At 64.2% G+C, this 21025-nt stretch carries 14 protein-coding genes; 7 read left to right on the top strand and 7 right to left on the bottom strand.

Annotation, left to right across the window (positions count from 1 at the left end):
• Nucleotides 1-2 precede the first annotated feature (2 nt).
• The 6 genes from CH296_RS27395 (at nt 3) to CH296_RS27375 (ending at nt 6923) form a co-directional block, all read left to right on the top strand.
• Complete coding sequence (locus tag CH296_RS27395; protein WP_143546449.1) at nt 3-410, top strand: hypothetical protein; 408 nt, start codon at nt 3-5, stop codon at nt 408-410.
• A complete protein-coding gene (locus tag CH296_RS27390; protein ID WP_094686159.1) occupies nt 410-2374 on the top strand; it encodes a type IV secretory system conjugative DNA transfer family protein in 1965 nt (654 codons plus the stop codon). Before CH296_RS27395 ends, CH296_RS27390 begins: the two co-directional genes overlap by 1 nt.
• Nucleotides 2364-3203, top strand: coding sequence for a DUF4913 domain-containing protein (locus CH296_RS29160; RefSeq protein WP_179277849.1), 840 nt, complete (start codon nt 2364-2366; stop codon nt 3201-3203). The genes CH296_RS27390 and CH296_RS29160 overlap by 11 nt, the downstream gene beginning before the upstream one ends.
• 30 nt (nt 3204-3233) lie before the next feature.
• The gene (locus tag CH296_RS29155) at nt 3234-3632 is read left to right on the top strand and encodes a hypothetical protein (RefSeq protein ID WP_179277848.1); all 399 of its coding nucleotides are present in this window, start codon (nt 3234-3236) and stop codon (nt 3630-3632) included.
• 53 nt (nt 3633-3685) lie between these two features.
• Nucleotides 3686-4192, top strand: coding sequence for a thermonuclease family protein (locus CH296_RS27380; RefSeq protein ID WP_218830278.1), 507 nt, complete (start codon nt 3686-3688; stop codon nt 4190-4192).
• Nucleotides 4193-4352: 160 nt separating this feature from the next.
• A complete protein-coding gene (locus CH296_RS27375; protein ID WP_179277846.1) occupies nt 4353-6923 on the top strand; it encodes a DEAD/DEAH box helicase family protein in 2571 nt (856 codons plus the stop codon).
• A gap of 123 nt (nt 6924-7046) precedes the next feature.
• On the opposite strand, the gene CH296_RS27370 is transcribed toward CH296_RS27375, so the two are convergent.
• A complete protein-coding gene (locus CH296_RS27370) occupies nt 7047-8729 on the bottom strand; it encodes a hypothetical protein (protein ID WP_143546448.1) in 1683 nt (560 codons plus the stop codon).
• A gap of 198 nt (nt 8730-8927) precedes the next feature.
• Complete coding sequence (locus tag CH296_RS27365) at nt 8928-9857, bottom strand: hypothetical protein (protein WP_143546447.1); 930 nt, start codon at nt 9855-9857, stop codon at nt 8928-8930.
• 32 nt (nt 9858-9889) lie between these two features.
• On the opposite strand from CH296_RS27365, the gene CH296_RS27360 reads away from it, so the two are divergent.
• Complete coding sequence (locus tag CH296_RS27360) at nt 9890-10735, top strand: hypothetical protein (protein ID WP_094686154.1); 846 nt, start codon at nt 9890-9892, stop codon at nt 10733-10735.
• A 61-nt stretch (nt 10736-10796) separates the two neighbouring features.
• Here the strand turns inward: CH296_RS27360 and CH296_RS27355 are convergent, their stop codons facing one another.
• From CH296_RS27355 to CH296_RS29730, 5 genes are all read right to left on the bottom strand, one after another.
• Complete coding sequence (locus tag CH296_RS27355) at nt 10797-11312, bottom strand: hypothetical protein (RefSeq protein ID WP_143546446.1); 516 nt, start codon at nt 11310-11312, stop codon at nt 10797-10799.
• 276 nt (nt 11313-11588) lie between these two features.
• Nucleotides 11589-12461, bottom strand: coding sequence for a zeta toxin family protein (locus CH296_RS27350; protein WP_143546445.1), 873 nt, complete (start codon nt 12459-12461; stop codon nt 11589-11591).
• A gap of 46 nt (nt 12462-12507) precedes the next feature.
• Nucleotides 12508-12966 carry a hypothetical protein gene (locus CH296_RS27345; RefSeq protein ID WP_094686151.1) on the bottom strand — a complete coding sequence of 153 codons (459 nt, stop codon included), beginning with the start codon at nt 12964-12966 and terminating at the stop codon, nt 12508-12510.
• A gap of 112 nt (nt 12967-13078) precedes the next feature.
• Nucleotides 13079-17080 (bottom strand): helicase-related protein, encoded by a 4002-nt coding sequence (locus tag CH296_RS29735; RefSeq protein WP_256980607.1) that lies wholly within the window; start codon nt 17078-17080, stop codon nt 13079-13081.
• Nucleotides 17081-20292: 3212 nt separating this feature from the next.
• A complete protein-coding gene (locus tag CH296_RS29730; RefSeq protein WP_256980600.1) occupies nt 20293-20931 on the bottom strand; it encodes a hypothetical protein in 639 nt (212 codons plus the stop codon).
• Nucleotides 20932-21025 lie beyond the last annotated feature (94 nt).

Raw genomic sequence — 21025 nt, 5'->3', positions numbered from 1 at the left:
TCATGACAAGAGACATCATTCATTCGGATCCGAGCATCGTGTTTTCCGGAACCGATCACATCGCACTATTTCATTCGTTGATCTCCTGCATGACGCTCGCCGTGATCACACTGGTTGCGGCGCTGTCGATCTGGGCCCTCGCTGCTCCTCTCTGGTTGCTCCGTCGTCCGGGGGCACGGATCGTGGCGACGTCGTTCACACTCGCGGTTCTCACCGGTGCGACGGCCACGGCACGGACAGTCCTCGACGCGCCCGGCTATTGGGCATCGATGGCGTACCTGACTCCGCTCTTCACGGTGGGAATGGTCGGTGTGATCGGACTTCGCAAAGGTGTTCCTTTCGGCCCTGCATCCCGCGAACGGAAAGCCGACACCCTCATCCAGGACCCAATCGCAGGGAAGGCGCTCTGATGGCGCAGACACGTAGATCCGGAACCGGCGCACGATCGCAGGAGAACCTTCTGCAGGCGGTGCTGCTCTGCATCGGCCTGGCCGTGGTGGTCACCCTCGTCTTGTCCTGGTGGGCAGGAACGTTCCTCGCCGGCGGCGACCCCAGCGGCAATCCCATTCAGGGGGTATTCGAGTCCTTCACCGGCCAACGCCCCTGGCCGTGGCAGTCGACGGCCATCGCCGTGGCACTGGTGGTGGCGATCATCGCAGTCTCCCTGCCTATCGCGGTCCGACGGACGAAGGGACGCGCCGATGTCGACCGAGCCGCGCGCACGATGGTGGCACCGAACAGGCTTCGCGGCGTCTCCCCGAAGGAATCGCACCGTCTGACCCCCCAGTTCGACAGGACCGACCCCCGGTCGTGGGGATTTCTGATCGGTGTGACGGTGTTGGGGAACAAGCCGGTGTACCTGTCGTGGGAAATGGTCATGGTCGCCCTGGCCGGCACCCGAATGGGAAAAACCGTCGCTCTTGCGGTGCGCGCGACCTTGGCAGCACCGGGGGCCACGATCGTGACCAGCAACAAGCCCGACCTGTACGCCGCGACGCGCCTCGGGCGCGAACAGTACGGGCGGGTTTGGGTGTTCGATCTGCAGGCGGTCAGCGGATCGGTGCAGCTCACGTTCTGGTGGAACCCGCTCAAGCACGTCACCACCCTTGCTCAGGCCCGCAAGCTCGCCTCCTTCTTCGTGTCCGCGTCGACGAAGAAGGACGCCAAGACCGACGGTTACTTCGACGGTGGAGCTCAAGAGTTGCTCGCCCTCTACTGCCTGGCTGCGGCGTCGGCCGGCGGTGATCTTCTGCACGCGGTGAGTTGGCTCGGCCGCGATCAGGACAGCACCCCCGCACAGATCCTCGATGCGTTCGACAAGAAACGCGCCGCGGCCCGAGTCCGTGAGGCGCAGGGCCTGACCGATCGCCAGCGCGACGGCCTGTTCGACATGGCGCGCAGATTCCTCGACATCCTGTCCGACGACGAGTACGCCCAGGCCGTCACACCGCCTGCGCGGGCGATCATCGAGGTAGACGCGACGGACAAGACCGTGGCCCCGCGCGTGAACACGCGGTACGAGGAGCCGCTGCACGATCGCCTCGAGTTCGATCCGCGGGCGTTCGTGGCCAGTACCGACACCCTCTATGCACTCTCGCTCGAGGGTCCGGATTCGGCGGCACCGCTCACCACCGCTTTGGTGGGGCAGATCTTCGACGAAGCGACCGCGCTGGCCTCACGGACCCCGGCTCGCACCTACGACAAGCAGATGCCGCGGTGGTGGCCGACCAGGATGTGGCAGCCCACCATTCGCACTCAGGGAGGCCGGCTCGACGTTCCGCTGGTTGCCGTACTCGACGAGGCCGCGAACACCGTGCTGCTCCGTCAGTTGCCTGACCAGTACTCGCATTTCGGTGGCCGTGGAATCATCCCGATCGCGATTCTGCAGTCGCCACAGCAGGGTGCGCGGGTGTGGGGCCGCGACGAGTTCGATTCGATGATTGCCGGTGCAGTGCATTTCTACGGCGGCAACATCAAGGACAAGCAGTACCTCAGCGATCTGTCCGAGCAGATCGGTTCGCACGAGGTGCAATCGACCACCCGCAGCAACGGCCAAGGAAGCCGCAGTACGTCGCAAAGCTGGCAGGAACGGCCCATACTCCCTATCAACGAATTAGCATCCCTCTCGAAATACCGTGCCATCGTGGTCTTTCCGGAGAATCCGCCCGTTCTGATCAAGAAAGTCTGGTGGACCGACACCGACGACGCCGAGATGATCACCCAGTCCATCATCGACTACAGCGGATCCGCCGAGCAGGCGAAAGAACTGCTCGACGGTCCGTTCAACATCGACTACGAACCGGGCCACGACGACATCGACGAATACGAGCTCGAGGACTGGAACCGATCGGCGGTGAGCATCGATGGACGATGAATTCGACCTCGACGAGGAACTGGATCTCGACGCCGAACCGGAGGTCGAGCCCGCGTACGAGTCGGTCGAGGACTGGGTTCAGCACTACCTCGCACGGGTGATTCAGCGTCGGATCAGTGACCGACCTGGCCACGGGCTCACCTGGGATGCCCGGTGGTGGCGGCATGGCGAAGCAGTCGCCCGCCTGACCGCACTGTGGTGGGCCTGGGAATCTGCCCGGCGTTCTGTCGAGGACCGGTCGGCGATGTCGGGATGGTGGGTCGAGCACTGCGAACCTCACCTGCGGATGCTCCTCGACGGCGTCACCGGGCCGATGAGCGGTGCCGACGACACCGGCACCTGGGGCGGCCACGGACCTCTGACGTGCGAACCGATTCCCGCAGGCTGGGTCGCGGACGATCTGGCAGACCTTCCTCATGAGCATCCGGTGCCGATCGGGGAGGACGCCGACGAGCTACCGGCCCCGGCGTTTCTGCGGCTCGAGGACTTCGTGGAGAAGTACCTCAGCCACGTCATCAACCGCAAGATCGACGACAAGCCCGGCCGCGGACTGTCCTGGGATCGGCGCTGGTGGCAACACCAGGAGGTCGTGTCGCGGCTCAGGGCCTTGTGGTGGGCGTTCGAGGAAGCACGCAGTTCACCCGACGATCCCGCGGCGATGTCGAGCTGGTGGCTTCGGCACTGTGACCCGCAGATGCGGGTGCTCCTCGACGGTGAATCGGGACCGATGAGCAACGCCGACGTCGGCGGGAGCTGGCCTGGCCATGGCACTCTGCTCATCGCCTACCCACCGGAGGGCTGGCAGGCACCGAAACATCTGACCCCCTGACGAGCAATACCTGACACCGAAGGCTTCCCCATGAGAACAGCACCTGCACCCGCGTTCGAGCGCCCAGGTACGTCTGGCGACCGGCACCGACTACGGGCATCGATCGCCTTGACGGCGATCATCTGGTGGCTCGCCTGGTCGATACCCGTCGCCGAGTGGGTGCTGTCCTCGGCGGCGAGTGTCTCGACCAATAGCGGCAGACGTGACGCCGCCAACGATGCTGTGGCGCAGGGATGGTGGGCGATCATCACCGTCGTCGTAGCGCTGTCGATCGGAAGCTTCATCGTCGTGGCCATCGACTACACGAACGGACGCCGCTGGGCTGTCACCGCATGGAAGAACGCCGTGCGCCTGGCGAGCACCCTCGTCCTGATGTGGGCGATCTGGACCGTGAGCGTCCTCGCCGCCGGCGGAGTGCAGACCCTGTGAACGCGACCGAAACCGGACGCTCATCGGTGGCCTTTCGCGTGGTCACAGTTTGCATGTCGGTGGCCATCCTGACGGGCTGTATCCCTGATGCCGCACGGTCGACCACCGCGTCCGGATCGGAATCTTCTGGGTTGGTCGAGCGAGTGATCGACGGGGACACGATCGAGGTGCGCCTATCCACCGGTGGCGAACCGATACGGGTCCGCATTCTCGGGATCGACACTCCCGAGACAGTCGACCCCGACACCGACGTGCAGTGCTGGGGGCCGGAAGCAAGCGTCTGGGCGCACCAACAGCTCGAGCACACGGCCGTCACGCTCATCTCCGACCCGGTGGCGGACGCCACCGACCGGTACGGTCGCGCCCTGCGGTACGTAATCCTCCCGGACAGGAGCAATTACAGCACCGTTGCCGCTGAGGCGGGAATGGCCCGGGCCTACACGTACAAGGGCCAACAGCTCTCCGAAGCGACGAATATCGTTGCTGCACAATCGACAGCGCAACACAGAGGTACCGGCCTCTGGGGTCCACCGTGCTACGGGCAAACCGCTCACAGCTGACAGCCCAAGTCGATTGATCCGGACGGGCATCGACCTGTCGGTGCCGCCGCAGCGGCAGTCGACTCCAGTCCGGGTCTCGCGGATCCTGGAAAGCCTGAAGCCCCATCGCCATTCGCAAGTACAGTCGAAAGCTAATGGCCTTGACGAAGGGTGTCCGACGTTGACTATCGCTGGTGCTGTGCCGGACTTCGCCGACCGCCTGACTGCGTTGGGATCCTCACGATTCACCCAGTTACGACCCGGCCAGAGTCAAGTTCTCAGCGCATACGCCGCAGAACACCTGGAGACGTCGGATCTGGCAATCGAAATGGCCACTGGTGAGGGAAAGACCTTACTTGCTCTGCTCATTGCCGATTACGCGCTTGATCAAGGCCGGTCGGTCGCCTATCTGGCCGGAACGCGTCAACTCGCAGAACGTGTGAAGGCGGAGGCGGAGCAACTCGGGTTGGAGGTGGCTCTTTTCGCTAGCAAGTCCTACGGCGGGACCTCGCTCGACGACTACAACCAAGGCCATCTCGTTGGCGTGATGAACTACTGGGTCTACTTCAACTCCAGCCCAGTCCCCGAGCCCGCTGACCTCGTCATCTTCGACGATGCGCACCTAGCCGAGCAACCGTTGAGCGCCAGGCAGACGTTCCGCATCCCAGACGATAGTGGCGACGCCAGAACGCTTTACCGAATGATTTGTGGCTTCGTGATCGCACATACAACGTCGTATCCGGGGCTGCACGCTATGGAGGACGGAACAGCACGACCCGGCACTCCCCCCGAGTTACTGTCCTTCAAGGACTGGGACACTCTCGAGGAACGTGTACGCAACGCCATCGAAGCGTCGCCATACGTTCAGACCAATGAGGCTAAATATGTCTGGCCCACCATCCGGGACCATCTTGGACATTGCGGGGTGCTGATCGGGCCCTCTGGGATCGAGATCCGCCCGTATCATCCTCCGACGACCCTCAACAAGTGGTACTCACGTGCCAAACAGCGCATTTACCTGTCCGCAACGCTCGGCACCATGGATGACCTGCAGCGACGAGTGGGCGGCCGTCAGATTGTGTCCTTGTCAACCGCGGATCCGTTGGATGCAGCTTCGACGGGTGAGCGTCTGTTCGTACTCAACCCCAGCCCAGAAGACGCTCTCGGCCCGAACACCCTTGCCTGGGCACTTGATCAGTCGACCAAGGCTGGCGGCAGAACGGCGTGGCTGTGCTCGAGCCACGCCGAAGCCAACGACCTACAAGCCAAGTTGACGGCGGAGGGGCTCCCGGTGTTCAGGCTCAAGCCGAGAGACGACTCCATGTTCGACAGTTGGACTCAAGCCCCATCTGGCCATCTCATTGCGGCCGGCCGCTACGACGGCCTCGATCTGGCAGGAGACCTGTGCAAGCTCGTCATCATCACATCGGTACCTCAAGCAAGCAGCGAGTTCGAGCGATTCGTCGTCGCCTATCTGGGTGACGCAAGTTTCATGCGCCACCGCGTCGGCCAGCGTGTAACGCAGGCCCTCGGCCGCGCGAACCGCGAGCCCACGGACCGGTCGATGTACCTGGGCCTGGACCCACTGTTCGCTCGCGTGCTGGCCGACTCGGCTGTTCGACAATCCATTCCCGCGGGCACCCAAGACTCCGTCAAGCGAGCACTGGAAATCTACGACACCGGCTGGCCTGGGACGCGAGACACCTGTGACACGTTCTGGGCCGCAGGGTCGCCGGCAGCAGGGTCGCCCGGCACGCCAGCCCGTCGGCGGCGACCCGGGAGACAGACGGGCGGTAGCAGCACGGTGTCGAGTGCTGACCTCGAAGTGACCGCTGTCGCCGATATGTGGATCGGCGACCACAGGGAAGCGGCACGACATGCCCGGGAGGCCTCGGACATGCTCGCGGCTGCGGGAGAGACCGAGCACGCGGCGTTCTGGCGGTACGTCGAAGCCCACGCACACTTCACCGGAGGAACACCGACAGACCTCGCAGCTGCCCGGAACGCGCTGGAAGACGCCACCCGACATGGACCGCGAACCACCTGGTTCAAGAGGCTCAGTCGCACGATTGCGGACCTCGACGGCTACACGAATCCCGCCGATGACACTGACCAGCTCTTTCTTCTGTGGGATGAATGGCGTAGGGAGGTCGGCTCCAGACTCGCCAAGGAGCTATCGGCCGGACGTGTCTTGCTGGCCGGGGATCACGACGAGCAATGCGCGGGCCTACTCGTGCTTGCCCGTCTAGCTGGTGCCAGCGGTGAACGACCACCAGCTAAGGAACAGAGCGCCACAGACTGCCGATGGACCTGGTCGACCACCAAGCGATCCGAACGCCGTGCCTGGGAGGTCAAAACAGTGGAGGCCGATGACCCACCCCCGTTGGATCGTGGCGACGTCAACCAGCTTCTCGGGCAGATACAGGTCGAGAGGACACGCGCACCCAAGACCCGTGTCTACGGCTGTCTGTTGACTCCCGCGACGGAGGTGAGGAAAGATGCGCAAGAAGCTTCACGAGACAGCATCGCGCTGGTCAACCATGCGGCGGCTCTGCACCTGTATGACCTTCTTGCCGAACGAATACAGCAGTACGACGCGCTGTGTGGAGACGACAGTGCAGCTTCTCGTGGAGAAGCCCGTACCCAGGTGGAGGCTCGACTACCGGGCGGACGCTGGCTCGGCGAACTTTTGAGCCCGACGCACGGAAAGCTGCTCACGAAGACCGATCTAGATGATCGCTTTCCGAACTAGATGCCGTTGAGCCTCTTGCAGATTGAGCGGGCATGACCACGTCTAGGGCACAGCGCGCCCGTCGAGTGCCCACGCTCGGCGATATCCGGACATGTCCACCGGACGTGCTTGTGGCGCATTTGGTCAGATCGTGTCGTCGACATCCGCGGGGGTGGCGGCAATCAGAGTTCGCAACTGATCGACCGAGATATCCAGGGAGGTCTCGCCGCTCGTGGTGATCGCATGATCGATCAATCGGGCACGTACCCCGTACGTGAAGGTTTCGATAGTGATGCCGTCGCTGGCTTCGAGAAGCCGGCCTATGTCACGACCAAGCTTGGTCGGCCCGCTTCCATGGCCGAAGCTCCATCCGTTGAAGCGGTTCTCTTCGGGTCTTGGCATGGGTTTCAACGGCTGGTTTGGCTCGCGTAGAAACACTGCCGTATGCCCGGAGCCGGTACTGCTGGCGACGATGTGGGTACCGTCTGGAATCCGATCGACGGCATGAGCGAACCATGGCCACATGATGATCATGGAGTCGAGGTCGTTGCGGGAACCCCGGTAGCGCGCCATCAAGGTGCCGTCGGCTGCGGTACGAAACCGCGGTTCTGCTTCCAGGAGATTGACTGCCTTACTGAGTCTGCGGAGCTCCGCGCTGTCTTGGACACCTTCGGTCCCGTGACGCCAGTACTCGTCGAGCACTGGGGAGACGTCGAACCTGGTGGGTTCGGTCGCTGGGTAGGGAGGGAGCGGCTGCACTGGTTCTTCGCTTTGGTAGGACCGGAGCCGATAGACGTTGTAGACGGTGTTCATCGCGGTGCCGAGCGCTTTCGCGAGCTCCTTGTTTCGGTGCTCGCCGTCGACGGCATATTCGCCGACCGCGTCAAGCCAGACAGCCAGACCTGACCAGCAGGACCGTAACTCGTCCGTGGCCGGGTCAGGTGGGCCTGACAGCGGTCGCCAGTCGAGGTCGTCGAGGTTGTCCACAGTAGGGTCGATCGCGCAGTGGTCGGTGTCGAGCGCACTGCCCCCGAAGCGCATCGCGCTCAGCCATTGCGGCTCACGATGGGTTTCATCGCTTTCCAGGATCATGTCGAGGCGTTCCCACATCGTGCGCAAGGCGATTTCGCTGATGGAATCGTCGTAGCAAGGGTGTTGCTGAGACCGCCGCAGGGTGACCATCGCTTCAGCAAGTGGGCGGATTTCCGGAGCATCGACAACGACCGGGACGGGTGCATTCGTGGCGGCAAGTTGGGCGATGTTCTCCGGTGTGGCGAGCTCGTCGGCCGGGAAATGCCGGACTGTCTGACCTACGAGGGCGTCGATAGTTGCCATCGGCTCATCCAGTTCGATCAGCGTCGTGTCGACCGTCTGATCGAGATCGCGAGCGGCTCTGCCCCGCAACGAGTCCCACCACGACGGTCGAGGCGTATGCTCATCCGCCCGGGTGACGAACACGTGGTTGTACGCCTTGATCCCGGTGATGTCGTTGCAGTATGTGTTGATCCAGTAGGCCCCCAGGTAGTCCCCGTCGAGGTAGGTCGCTGCCACGGCCGGCAGTACGTAACTCTCGAATCGCCATCCTGAGAAACCACTCGAGCCCGCTACGGGGCCGGTCAGGACAACGGTCCGCGTCGACGAGCGCCAGATCCGTAGGTGCACTTGCTCCGAGTCATTGCCGCGGCCCGCGCCGATCGTGGTGACGATGTCGACGACGAGCGGCAGCGGTGATGTAGCGGGCGTGGCGGTGGTTGCCACCCCTGACGCAGAGTCGTGGCCGCGAGTAGCCCTTTTGTACACCTCGATCTCGCCGACGTCGTAGAGCATGGTTCGCGGGCCGATGACCCGGCCGGTGATCGCTCCATCGAGGGTGAGCTGGCGGATTCGAGCCGAGCTCACGCCGAGAATGTCCGCGGCTTGCGCAGTCGAGATAAGAGTAGACGACATAGCCGAACGCTAACACAGCGGATGCGTTCATGAAGGTCAACGCTTGCGGTATCGCAAATGGTTGCCTTTTATACGCATCTACCGCCGACGCGTCCGCCACGGATGCTGTGGCGGTTTCTTTCTCCATCGTGTCCGCCACGACTGCGGTGGTGTCTCGAACTTCCGATAGGACTGGGCGTGCCGCTCTCCTTTGACCCGGATGTAGGCGTTCATACCGAGGTCTTCGGGGCTTCCCTTCCGGGCCGCTGCCACCTGACCAGAGCTCACTGGGTAGTAGTGACGTACCCCGTCGACGAAGGTTTGTTCTACAGCCATGACCAGCCTGAGTTGTCTGTCGAGCTCGTCAAGCCAGTCTTCGACACTGAATTTGATATCGGGAAAGCCCGGTGGACGCGGGGTGTACGCACTGGGAGGTCGATCACCCCCTTCCTCGAAGTACGTGCGCAGCTGATTCAGCAGGCCGGCAACAGACTCGACGTAGCTGAGCATGTGCCCTTCGTCGAGAACGAGGCGTGCGTAGAAGGCTGCAGCTTCGACGTCGGTAAGAGCTTGCTGCACGTCTTTGGACAGCAGCTCGAGCTCGGAGGACGGGATTCCTCTGTCGAGCCCTCCCTGATGCCGAGCGACGGCGTCGAATGCCGACAGTGGTCGGCGGACTGCAACTACTGCCGCCCAGAGATCGGCCACGGCCCGGGCCGCTTGGCGATTGACCGTGAATGTTCGGTCCGTTCTGTTCGTGAACAGTGCTACCGACACTGCCGCTGCGGTAAGGATTGCACCTACCCACGCCGCGGCCGACCCCACCGCGCCGACCGACCAGCCCCAGAAAACGGCCACAACGCACAGCACGACGCCTGCAGCACCTGCAGCGATCGCCAAAGGCCCCATATGTTGCGCGACGACAGCGAGCAGGCTTTGCACGATCCGCCGGCACTTCAATCCGATCCCGGTATTGGCCGCCATCATCGAAGTATCGCCTGCATCCGTTGCGCCGTGGTCGTTTCCCAATCAGCTTCCTTACTGGCTGTTAGCGTCGCGCAATGGTCGTAACCGTTCCAGAGAAGACGCTCGAGCACTGGATCAGCCAGTACATCGCCAACCGGTATGCGCGCCACGCGGCGCTCTGGTGGCCGACACAAGGTGAAGACATCAATGTCGGCTCGCTTCCCGCGCGCTCCGGAAAGGCAATTCAGCTCGAAGTGAAGACGTCCACCGTCACTACCACCGGTCATGAAGTCCTGATTAACCTCGAACAGCTTGAGAAGTATCTGCGCAAACGTTTTGCGCTACAACCCTTTTACGTATTCCCGCTCCCCTTTTGGCAAGGGACCCTGCGAGAGGACGCTCACCGTCGCGGCGATGAAGTGACCGAAGGGGGATTCAAACGCAGCGGGTCGCCACGGTGGTTCGGACATTGGATGGTCGTCCTGACCACGCAACAGGTCTACGCCGCAATCAATCCCCGCCTCGGTGACCCCGAAAAGAAGGTGCTGGCCAGAGTGCAACCGGGCCCATACGGAGTACCGCATGTGACATGGCCCAATGCTGGTGGCATCACGCCCGCACCCGTCGACTTCCCAGATTTCTGGGATGTCCTCGGCCGGTGCGGTCGACCGGATTGGCCGCAACTCGTGCGACTGCCCACGCACCTCGTCGGCGAGTGGTTTTACAACCACAATGAGATGCTCGACCTACTTCAACTCGCTGCCGCGAACGACAACAACGCTTCGGCGGAGTCGTTGACCACCTTCGAGAGTATGGACAGAGAAGGTTTCGCTCGCGCTTCTGAATTGGATGACTTTCAGGAGGGTGAGGACTCGGATACCAGCGGAGGCTCCGATGAGCACCGTCAGATCGTATTCATCTACGCCCGAAACTTCCGATGAGAACCGTTGCCTCACCGCCCCCTTGAGCTGTGCAAGCAGCGTCCTGGACCAATCAGCAGACTCACGTCGCCGAGATGATGTGCTCCGATACCCGAGTTGACGGAAATGCGGATTCCAACAGGGGTAGCGAGTAGCCAGGTAACGAGTAAGGACGCAGGGGCGTAGAAGTCGGCCCCGATGGGAGATCAAGCCAGGAACCGGGAGCACCGACACGGTTGCCATCGCGGCGCAGAAGACGCCCGTGTTGCAGGCCTGCAGTCGTCGACTCAGAGCTGACTTTGATCTGCCCGATCCCCAGCGCTTCTTCCTCGAGTAGGAAAACCGCCATGTCTCTCTCTTCCGGCCGCCGTTCGCGAACTTCGCGGAGCTTCGTCTGCAGCACCCGGTCCGTGGTCGATGTTTCGTACACGTCGGAACCGTCGTAGCGTGCGAATGCATGCACTCGGTACCACAGCGCAAGGCCAGTCTGCACGAGACCGATGATGCTGGGGCTGGTCCAGCCGATGAAGTGTCCGGATCGGGCGGGGCACATGTACGCGTGCTTTTCGTCGAGGTCGCCTGCCCCGAGGGCGTTCATCGGGACTGCTGCGGCCAGCGTTGGAATCATCGTGCTGCGGGCGTCGATCAACGCTTGCCGAGACCAGAGATGTCCCCGTGAACCCGCTGCGTCGGGAGGCGGTATGAGTCCTCGACGGAGATACCCATCGACGGAGGCTCGGGAGAGGCCGTAAAACTCCTGAAGATTCGCGCGCGATAGATATCGAGGAGAGGTCTCTGCGGAAGTCGTCATACGTCGACCCTCACACCTGCCGTGCCGCATGTCAATGCATTTAGGCATATTGCCTAAATGCGTTTAGCGATCCGGGCCTACAAGCTTGTCCGTCCACTCCCCGCTGCTGTTTTTTGCGTAAGACTGTTCGTGCTTAGGGGCGATTGCATCAACAGACGCCCTGTACAGGTCGTACCTCACGACCTCCCGGAGCCCGTTAGCGATGTCGCGGGCGTTCACTTCGCAGTCCGAATAGTCCTGTCCAGCCGTGAAGTGTCGGGTCACGGCCGAGGCAGGCAGCCAGCGCCCACCCATTGCCGCCTCCGGATCGTGCGGATCAGCCACAGCATTCTCGTAGCCCGCTCTCCACCGCGCGACGATGCGCGTGAGCGATAGTTCCTGCGTGGCCTCGACGTCGATGACGTGGATCTTGTACCCGAATGTCCTCAGCTGTTCGGTCAGCTTTCTTGCCCATGGCTTGTGCCCCAGGGTTCCGTCGATGGCGATGTTCTCGCCTGCTCGGATCGCGTCGTTCAACGCACGCTGATAGAGAATCATCGACTCGTGGTGAACCAGGGCGGAGAGTTCGAGAGGGTGAAAATCCTCGGACAGCGTGTGCCGCAGCGGCTCTGGAAGCAACATCTCCAACGTACCGCTGGCTCTTGCAGATCGGAGAAGTAGTTCTTTGAAGTCGTCGGCGTCGACGCGACGCCGCTCTGTAAGGTGCCCGTCCATGAGAGTGCTCTTGCCAGCTGCTGGCGGACCGGCGAAGAGTATCGCTTGACGATCCCGGGGTGGATTCGAGGAATCGGCGCGCCACGTATCTAGGAGAGCGGTGTGACGTCTCCTGCGCGCTGCCGTGGGAATCCACTCACCGCCCACCGATCGGAACTCGAGCTCGTCCATGACGGTCGCGTTTGGAGCGTACGTGTCAAGTGGACCGTCGGTCAGCGACATGCTTTCCAGTCGCGCCCGACGGTCCTCTACAGCTTCGTGAGACACGTCAGCCTGCTACCGCCTCAAGGACCCGGTCGTAGTCGGAGTCGTCGATGAATCGATCATCCAATGCTCTGCCGACCTGGAGGTTGAATCCCGCCAGGTTCAGCGGCGGCACTTCACCCTCGCTGGCTGGTATCCGGTCGACTGATTCGTAGACCCATTCCGACAGCTGTTTGATCATCAGCTCGCGAGTGAGCAGTCCCGCTGCGCAGCGTGCCGCGATCTCGTAGGGAGTTCCACCAGCCGTACCTGGCCGGATGTCCGGTGCATCGATGCGTGCCATCTTCAACCACTGCGAGATAGCCGGCTGGCTGACCTTGTTGGCTTTGGCCAGGTCTAATTGATTCACTCCACGCTCGTTGGCTTGCCGCACCTTGCGGAGCTGCTCGATGCGAGCCAGTACGACACGAGCCCTGGCGGCCGTCATGGAGGTCTCTAGCTCGCGTTCCAATACATCGGACATGACTACCTCCTTCGATATAAATAATCTTATACCTGCTGTTCAACGGCTGCAAATAGAAACTATTCCTGTCTTCAATCTCTATCTCTATATGCACAACACGGGCCACACCTGTCTACCGCTCGTTTCCGAGGTCACGGTCCCGATCGGCTGCAGACGGCGGTGGTCGATCGACGTCGCGGCGTCTGGTCGCCTGTCGGTTCAGCATGGACTTCAACGACGGTGCGCTGGGGGACGCACCGGGAGCGTGTCCATAGTCAGGTGACGTCTCCGCGTCTGGCTCTGCCTCGAGCTGTCGTATCCCCTCGTCTGCGGCGTAGCGGGCGGCGTCGCGGCGTTCCTCGAATCCGGAGGTCGAGCTGTCGGGGCCGGTCCATGCCGTCCAGTGCCAGGTGCGGTCGGTCCACTGGATCGCCGCTCCCGGTGCCCCGCTGTCGCGGTCCGCTCCGCGTTGAAAGCGTGACCCATCAGGCGATTTCGGCTTCCACGGGTCGTCGGCGCGGCGCGCGTCTCGCTCGGATTGGGCTGCAGCCCACTTCTCGGCGAAGGCCTGCATCCGCTCAGGAACGGACTCGACAAGCGCTGCACGGCTGCTGTGTTGAGCGTCGGCGTGCGCGGGGGTGGGGTTGAGGTCGAGGCTCCATTTCGGGTACAGCCCTTGCGATCGGCGCCGGTCGAGGTCGCGTCCGCGTTCGGTGAGCGCTTCGGGTGAGTTCTCTCGGGCATTGACGTCCGCTTTGAGTTCGGCGAGCGCGTAGCGTGCCTGGGCGAGTTCGTTGGTGCGCGTGAAGATTCGGTCCTCCTGCGCGGTGAGTTCGGTCAGTCTCCCGGCGATGTGCGCGCGGTCGGCGTGCGCTGCGGTCGCGCGCACGGGCAGCTCCCTGATCATGTTGCGCATCTGCTGGAGGATCCCACGTGCGGCGGTGGCACTGGACATCGCTTCGGTGAGTTTGCGGTGCTCGACGTACCGCTTAGGCCCTGCATCGATGGACAGTTCGAGCTGGTCGTTGACCGGGCGGTAGGTGCCGGCGATCGCGACGCCGGCGATCTCCGCGAACTCGCTCGGCCGTCCGCTCTTGACCGCCCGCATGTCGATGTAGGTGGTCTGCAGGACGTTCTGCAGCGCGTCGACGAGCGATTCGGTGTCGTCGTCGGCCGCGGTCCGGTGATCGATAGTGATCATCTTCTCGGCGCGGTCGTCGATGTCGAGCCACGCTGCAGCGCGGTCGGCATTGGCCTCGATCGTCGGCATGTCGGCGTCGAGGCGCTGGGCGGCGCGGTCGAGGCGGTCGATGGCCGCGCGGCGTGAGGCGTTCGCGTTGGCGATCATGGTCTGTTCGGATTCGAGCGCGTCGACGTACGCCTGCTGCTCGATCGCCCGGACGTAGACGGGGTCGCCGGTGGCGGCGGCCTTGGTCTGCGCGGCCGACAGGGCGATGTCGCCGCCGACGTCTTCCATCGTGTCGGGGATCTCGCCTCCGCGTAGCTGCTGCACGGAGTGGGCTTTGCGTTCGATGATCTGCCACATGGTGGCGTCGTAGGAGCGTCGGGCGACGATGTTGACCACGTCGACCTCGCGGTGGACGTTGCCCTGCCGGATGATGCGCCCGAACCGCTGCTGCATGTCCGCTGCGGTCCACGCGGGATCGAGGGAGATGAGCTGTTTGAGCAGGCGTTGGGCGTTGACCCCGGTGCCGAGCTTGGGTGTCGAGCCAATCAGCACGCGTACCTTGCCGGCGCGGCAGTCGGCGAAGAGCTGCTGTTTCTGTTTCGGTGTCGGGTAGTCGTGAATGAACACGACCTCCGATCGCTCCATTCCTCTGTCCACCAACGCTTCTCGCAGTCGAGCGTAGAGACTCTTCTCCCCCGCTCCACCGGCTTTCGGAGTGCCGCGGTCACAGAAGACCATCTGGAACACCCCGCGCGCGTCGGGGCCGTGCCGGTCGGCGGGGGTGAACAGGTCGCGGTGCTCGAGGTGGGTCTTCCAGAGCAGATCCGCTGCGACGGCGACCCGGTCGTGTTCGGGTTCGGGTTCGGGCAGTTTCGCGAGCGTCGGGTGCAGGGAGGCGTTGCGTCCGTCGTTGGAGATCTTCAACGCGTTGTCGACGTCCATGCTGCGTCCGGAGGTTGCGGCCATGCGTTCGTCGAGGTCGAACATGAAGTCGCGGACCTGCGGCGCGAGGTCGAATTCGACGACCAGCGGCTTGCCGGTGCGCATCCGGGGTAGCTCGACGGGGATCTGGTCCTCGGTGACCACGTCGCGGAACTGGTCGACCATGGCGATCAGTTGCCGCAGGTTCTGGTACTCGGCCATCCGGGAGATCGGCCGCAGTGAGGTGCCGGTGATGTTCATTTCGACGGTGGTGCGTTGTTTGGCGAATGTTTGTGCCCAGGCGTCGATGTGGCCGATGCCGGCGGCGTCGAGCAGATCGGGGCGCAGGTAGCGGTTCATCACCCACAGCTCGGACAGGGAGTTGCTCACCGGTGTTCCGGTGGCGAAGGCGATCGCTTTCGCCGGCGCGTCGGGCTGTCCGGATTCGATGTTGCGCAGGATGGCCCGGTCGCGCAGCCAGCGCGCTTTCATCTCCAGGTCGGAGGCTCGTTGCGATCCCTCGGGCAGGGACAGGTCGGCGGAGTTGGAGGTGCGAGCGAGGTTCTTGTAGTAGTGCGCCTCGTCGACCCAGAGGAAGTCGCAGCCGGACTGCTCGAACGTCAGTCCGGTGTCGGATGCCTTGGAGGACACCAGTTTCTGCTGTTTGGCCTGTTCGCGTTTGAGGACGCGTTCGATCTGTTTGACGGTGTGCTCGCCGCCGCTCTCCTTGGCGCGTTCGAGGCCTTCGCGCAGTTCCATCATGCGGGTGTCGATGTAGGCGAGTTCGGTGTCCTTGCTGACGGCGATCAGCTTCATCACCGATTCGGGGACGATGACCATGTCCCAGTCGGTCACCGCTGTTTGGCCGATGAAGCGTTGCCGGTCACGGGGGCCGGACAGGTCGCCGCCGACGAGCACTTTCGCGGCCGGGTAGGCATCGCGAACTTCCGCGGCCCACTGGTCGACGAGATGGTTCGGCACGACCACCCACGGCTGGCGTTTGTGTCCGAGTCGGCGCATCTCCATGCAGCTGATGGTGATGGTGAGGGTTTTGCCCGATCCGACGCAGTGATCGAGCAGGATCGTTTCACCGTGGGTCAATCGTTGTTCGGCTTGGCGCTGGTAGTAGTACGGAATGTAGTTGGGGTTCAGGCCCGGGTACTGCTTGTGTTCGGTGGAGAACTGGGGTTTGACGAACCGGTTGAACCGGCCGTTGTAGACCTCGGTGAGGTGCTCGTAGCGGGCCGGATCGGACCAGAGCCACTGCACGAACTTCTCTTCCAGCCGAACGGCGCGGTTGCGCAGGTCGGTGGTGTGTTTGGGGTGGAATCGCGGTTTGGGCTCGCGGTCGAGCTCGCTCTCGGTCTTGAGCACTTCGACGGGCTTGTTGTTGGCGATCGCGGTGAACAGCTCGAGCCCGGAGTAGCGGCCGGCGATGCCCCACGGGTCCTCGTAGCCTTGCGGGTCGTCCCAGTTCGGTGCCGAGCTGGTCTCGAACTGCCAGGTCGCGTTGACTGCGGCGTACGAGACGGTCAGCTCGTCGGGGTCGATCCCGAACTCCTGGACCAGGAACTGCTTGTGGTTGTCGACTCCGACCCATTCCGCGCCGGGGCGCACCCCGATACGGGCCGGGTCGGCGTCGGGTGGCACGACGGCTTCGAGAGCGTCGACGACGCCGGTGTAGACGTCGGGGTTCTCCGCTTCGGCGACGCGTGCGCGTGCGAGCTTGCTGCGGACATCGCCGGCGAGGAATTGGCCGGCGACCTCGTAGGTGCTCGGATCGGTGAGCGAGGGGTAGATCTTGCCTCGCGCTCGGTCGAGTACGTCCTCGACGTCGGTATCGAGGAGCTCGGCCACCCGTTCGGGGTCGATGCGGCCGCTTTCGTCGAAGGCGATGGCGATCGCTTCGTCGATGCCGGCGGCGCTGGTGGCGCGTTCGGTGGTGAAGGTGACGTCGGTATCGAAGATCGAGGTCTTGGAGGCCTGCTCGGTCTCGTCGTCGAAGAGTTCGAGCGATCGGACCATCGCCATGCGGGGGTCGAAGCTGATGGCCCCTTGCAGGTGGTGGCGGCTCTTACGGGGCCCCTGCGCCGGGGTGCGTGCCTTCTCCAACAGTGCTTCGGTGACCTCGGCGGGCATCTCACCCCGGTAAGGGGGTAGATCGAGATCCACGAGGTCGTCGGGGTCCACTCCCCGGTCGAGAGCAGCCTGTTGGGCTGCGTCGATACGCCACTGCGCTTCGAGGGCGGTGAAGTTCTCGGCGGTCTTCTCGGGACTGTTCTCGGTGGCGTGGTTGGTCCACTTGAACCGGTTGATGAAGCCGTACCGGCTGGTGTAGTCGGTGTATTGCCGATCGAGCTTCTCGCGCAGATCCTGTCGGTGTTCGGGTGTCGAGTCCGCGGTGCGCGCGCTGTCACCGATGTCCAGGACGGTGTCGCCCATGGCGAGCAGTCGTTGCCACTGATCGTTGATCTCGCGGCCCTTGGCGGGGGTGAGGACCCATCCGGCACCGACTTGGTACTGCTCCCATCGGGAGCTGTGGGCGTCGAATCGCAGTGTGCCGGGGATGGTTCCGGTATCGCTCCCGGAGTCGGTGTCCAGACCGGCGGTATCGAGCTCGTGATGCTGGGTTCGATCCGGAGCCGCCGCGGTCATGGCCAGGCCTGAATCCAGGGCGTCGTCGACGATGGTCTCCAGCGCCCGGGTCAGCAGTGCCGGCACGGATTGCGATTGCGGGGCAACGACTTTCATCGTGGTCGAGCCGTACATTCCGGAACCGACCTCGACGGTGCCCAGGATGCGGTCCCGGTGCCGGTTGAAGTACCGGTTCAGGTGGGCCGGTGCGGTGCTGTCTCCGTTCCCGGTGGGAAGGGTGACTTGGGCGACCTCGGTCCACAGCGTGGTCTGTTCGGTGGCCTCGCGGCCCGGCTCTCGCCGGCGGAAGATCAGAACGTCGGTGAGCACGTCGGTGGCGGCCTGGCGGCGATGCGCGGCCGACGGGAGCCGGACGCCGCCGACGAGGTCGCCCAGGGCTGCTATCTCGCGCCGCGCGGCCGGGCGCACCGAATCGGAGGTGAACGTGCTGGTGATGACCGCGACGTACCCGCCGGGCGCGGTCAGGTGCAGGGATTTGATGATGAAGTGGTTGTGGATCGAGCGACTGTTGGGGTTGTGGATGTCGTCGTAGACCGGATAGTCACCGAACGGGACGTTGCCGATCGTTGCGGTGAAGGTGCCGTCGGCGGCGAACGCGGCCTCGAATCCGTGATTGCGGATGTGCTGGTTCGGATAGAGGTGATGGGCGATCGCCGCGGTGATCGGGTCGAGCTCGACGCCGACCATCTTGGTTCCGGCGGGGGCGAGACCGACGAAGTGTCCACTGCCGCAGCCCGGTTCGAGGACGCGGGCACCCTCGGGCAGACCGGCGCGTTCGACGGCGCGCCACAGGGCAGAGGCGATGGCGGGGTCGGTGTAGTGGGCGTTGACGGTGCTCAGGCGGGCCGCGGCGTAGTCCGGGGCGCTGAGCAGGGTGCGCAGTTCCTCGCGCTCGGGCTCCCATTCGGCCTTGGCGGTATCGAATATCTGCGGCACGCCGCCCCATCCGGACCAGCGAGCCAGGGTGTCCTGCTCGGCAGCGGTGGCGGGGCGAGGGTCAGCGGCCAACCGCTGGACGACGGCGAGGGCGTCGAGGTTGGCGCGGGCTCGGGCTTTGGCTCCGGACGGGACGAGAACGTCCGTGCCGAGAGTGAAATCGACTGCGGGAGAGGCAGTTCTGACTGGATCGGCGGTTGCCTGGCCCCCGCTACCTAACGGTTCCGGGCCCCGGTCGCCTGCGTCGACGCCAACGCGGTCGGTGGCGGTCTCGGGTTCGGGTGTCGCTTCCGGTTCGGTCGTGGTCTGGGGTTCGGGTTCTGGCGTGACGGTATCGGAGACGTCGGCATAGCGGCGGGCGGTGTCGGCGCTGATGTAGACGGTGGAGCCATCGGGGCGTTGGGCGGCGATGAGGCTGTTGCTGCGCCACAACGGGCTGGTGAGGGGTTCTCCGGTCTCGTACTGGGGTACTTCGACCGGCGCGTCGGGTACCTCGCGGGGTGTCGCGGTATCGGTGAGATCGCCTGCGGGAAAGGATGTTTCGGTTCCCGCAGCGGCTTCCCTGGCAGCATCGGTACTGGCGGCGGTGGTATAGCCGTGGATGAAGTCGGCGCGGATCTGTGTGGCGTCGGCGCTGACGGCGGGCAGTGATTCGAGTGCTGCGCCGACGACGGGGTCGGCGGAGGGGTCGGGCGCAGCGAAGGGTGCGCGTGGGTCGTAGGCGCGACGTCCGCGATCGTCGAAGTCCACGATCTCAGCAGTGGCTGCTTTGTCGAGCTCGTTCTGGGCGCGGTGCTGACGTGCTGCTTCGTCGGTGGTCTCTGGCTCGGTGGGGTCGGCCTCGGGTGCCCGGTGGTGGGCCTGCCAGAGCAGGTCGACCAGCTCGTGGGGAAGTGCGTCGAGGCGGGCAGGGTCGGCCAGTAGCGATTGTGCGGCAGCGGTGAGCGCGGTGTCGGTGTCGTCGATGGCCACGACGGCGTCGAGCATGACCGTTTTCGTCCGGGCCAGTGCCCAGGACTGGAACTGGGCGTAGGTGTTCGACGACGCCTGGGCCGAGACGGTCAGATCTGCGTCGGCGAGGACGGCGGCACGGATCCGCTCGGTGAGTGCCTCGTGTGCAGACGCCTGCGGGGGTGCCGGCTGGGTCGCCTCGTCGGTGCTGCGCAGCAGTGGCAGCTCGCCGGCGAGGATGGCTTTGATGGAGCGGTCTGCTTCGGCTTTGGTCAGGCGCGCGTCGACGGTGTCGTCGGGCAGTCCGGATCGGGCGAGCAGCGTGCGCAGGGTGTCGAGTTGGCGTCCGGTGGCGGGATCGTTCGCCCAGGTCGGTGGGGTGCGGCGTTGCGCGGCATCGGCGCGGGCGACGGCGCTGTGGTTGATCGAGGCGGGATCGATTCCGGCCGCGCGCAGGGCGTTGCCGAGCTGCCCCTCGGCCGCGCGGGCGCGCTCGTAGTCGGCGAGCAGTCGGGTGCGGCGGTAGGACAGGTCCGAGATCCGCTGTGTCAGTGCCTCGATGCCGTCGCGGTTGCCTTGCTGGCGTGCGCGTTCGAGCGCCCTCTCGGCGTTGTCGAGGTGCTGCCTGAGCCGGCCTCCTCGGTGCAGGATGTCGGCGGTGGCCGTGTGGGCGTCGACCCACTGCGCCCGCAGGGTCAGAAGGGAGTCGTGCCCGGTGTCCGGTCCATCTCGTCGAGGATCAGTGTTTCGAGCTCCGCGGCGATCGGATCGTTCGCTGTGGTCGGCGTCGGCTGGTCGTCGTCGAGTCGTTGTTGGATCAGCGCCTGGGCGAGCAACAGGAATCGGCCCGGCCGGTCCATCCACACCCGGTCCACGATCCGGCTCGCCAGCGGCGAGATGTCCACCGACAGTGTCGTCCAACGCATCTCGTCGCGATTGTCCTGTGCGGTCTGCAGGTGCGCTCGGCGCTCCCCCTCGATCACTGCGTCCGTGGAGATCACCCGTTGGTAGATCTCCTCGGTCACCTGCGGGTAGAGGTGTTCCTCGAGGATCTTCGACCGTGCCGACTGCCAGGCCGTGGTCATCAACGCCACGGTCGTGGGGTAGTCCGGTGTCACTCCCGGGTTCTCGGCCCGCCACCGATCCATCAGGAAGCCGTGAGCGCTGTCCCCCACCGTTTCCTCCACCAGTTGGGTCAGTCGCGCCGCTTCGCGTTCGATCTGTTCCTCGCGTGCGGCCTCGGGCAGGTCCGGATCGAGTCCGATCCACTCCCCCCAGATCCTGCGCACTTCGTCGCGGATCCGCAGATCCACGGTCATCTCCGGTTCCGACATCGTCGGTCCCCTCTCCGATCGAAAACAGGGACGGTTGGTCCTGGTCGTTACGCGCCATGGTCGCTGCGCCCCCGCTCGGTGTGTGGTGAAAGCG

The organism is Rhodococcus sp. 14-2496-1d (assembly GCF_002259365.1).
In the GTDB taxonomy this organism is placed as follows: Bacteria; Actinomycetota; Actinomycetes; order Mycobacteriales; family Mycobacteriaceae; genus Rhodococcoides.
The sequence above is the reverse complement of the archived record's forward strand: the minus strand, read 5'-3'. Positions and strand labels throughout refer to the sequence as shown.

Bases quoted from the DNA above. Each gene is read 5' to 3' on its own strand.
- CH296_RS27395 (WP_143546449.1), top strand. From the start codon at position 3: ATGACAAGAGACATCATTCATTCGGATCCGAGCATCGTGTTTTCCGGA.
- CH296_RS27390 (WP_094686159.1), top strand. From the start codon at position 410: ATGGCGCAGACACGTAGATCCGGAACCGGCGCACGATCGCAGGAGAAC.
- CH296_RS29160 (WP_179277849.1), top strand. From the start codon at position 2,364: ATGGACGATGAATTCGACCTCGACGAGGAACTGGATCTCGACGCCGAA.
- CH296_RS29155 (WP_179277848.1), top strand. From the start codon at position 3,234: ATGAGAACAGCACCTGCACCCGCGTTCGAGCGCCCAGGTACGTCTGGC.
- CH296_RS27380 (WP_218830278.1), top strand. From the start codon at position 3,686: ATGTCGGTGGCCATCCTGACGGGCTGTATCCCTGATGCCGCACGGTCG.
- CH296_RS27370 (WP_143546448.1), bottom strand. From the start codon at position 8,729: ATGCTCTACGACGTCGGCGAGATCGAGGTGTACAAAAGGGCTACTCGC.
- CH296_RS27360 (WP_094686154.1), top strand. From the start codon at position 9,890: ATGGTCGTAACCGTTCCAGAGAAGACGCTCGAGCACTGGATCAGCCAG.
- CH296_RS27355 (WP_143546446.1), bottom strand. From the start codon at position 11,312: ATGAACGCCCTCGGGGCAGGCGACCTCGACGAAAAGCACGCGTACATG.
- CH296_RS27350 (WP_143546445.1), bottom strand. From the start codon at position 12,461: ATGTCGCTGACCGACGGTCCACTTGACACGTACGCTCCAAACGCGACC.
- CH296_RS27345 (WP_094686151.1), bottom strand. From the start codon at position 12,966: ATGTCCGATGTATTGGAACGCGAGCTAGAGACCTCCATGACGGCCGCC.
- CH296_RS29735 (WP_256980607.1), bottom strand. From the start codon at position 17,080: ATGGTCCGATCGCTCGAACTCTTCGACGACGAGACCGAGCAGGCCTCC.
- CH296_RS29730 (WP_256980600.1), bottom strand. From the start codon at position 20,931: ATGTCGGAACCGGAGATGACCGTGGATCTGCGGATCCGCGACGAAGTG.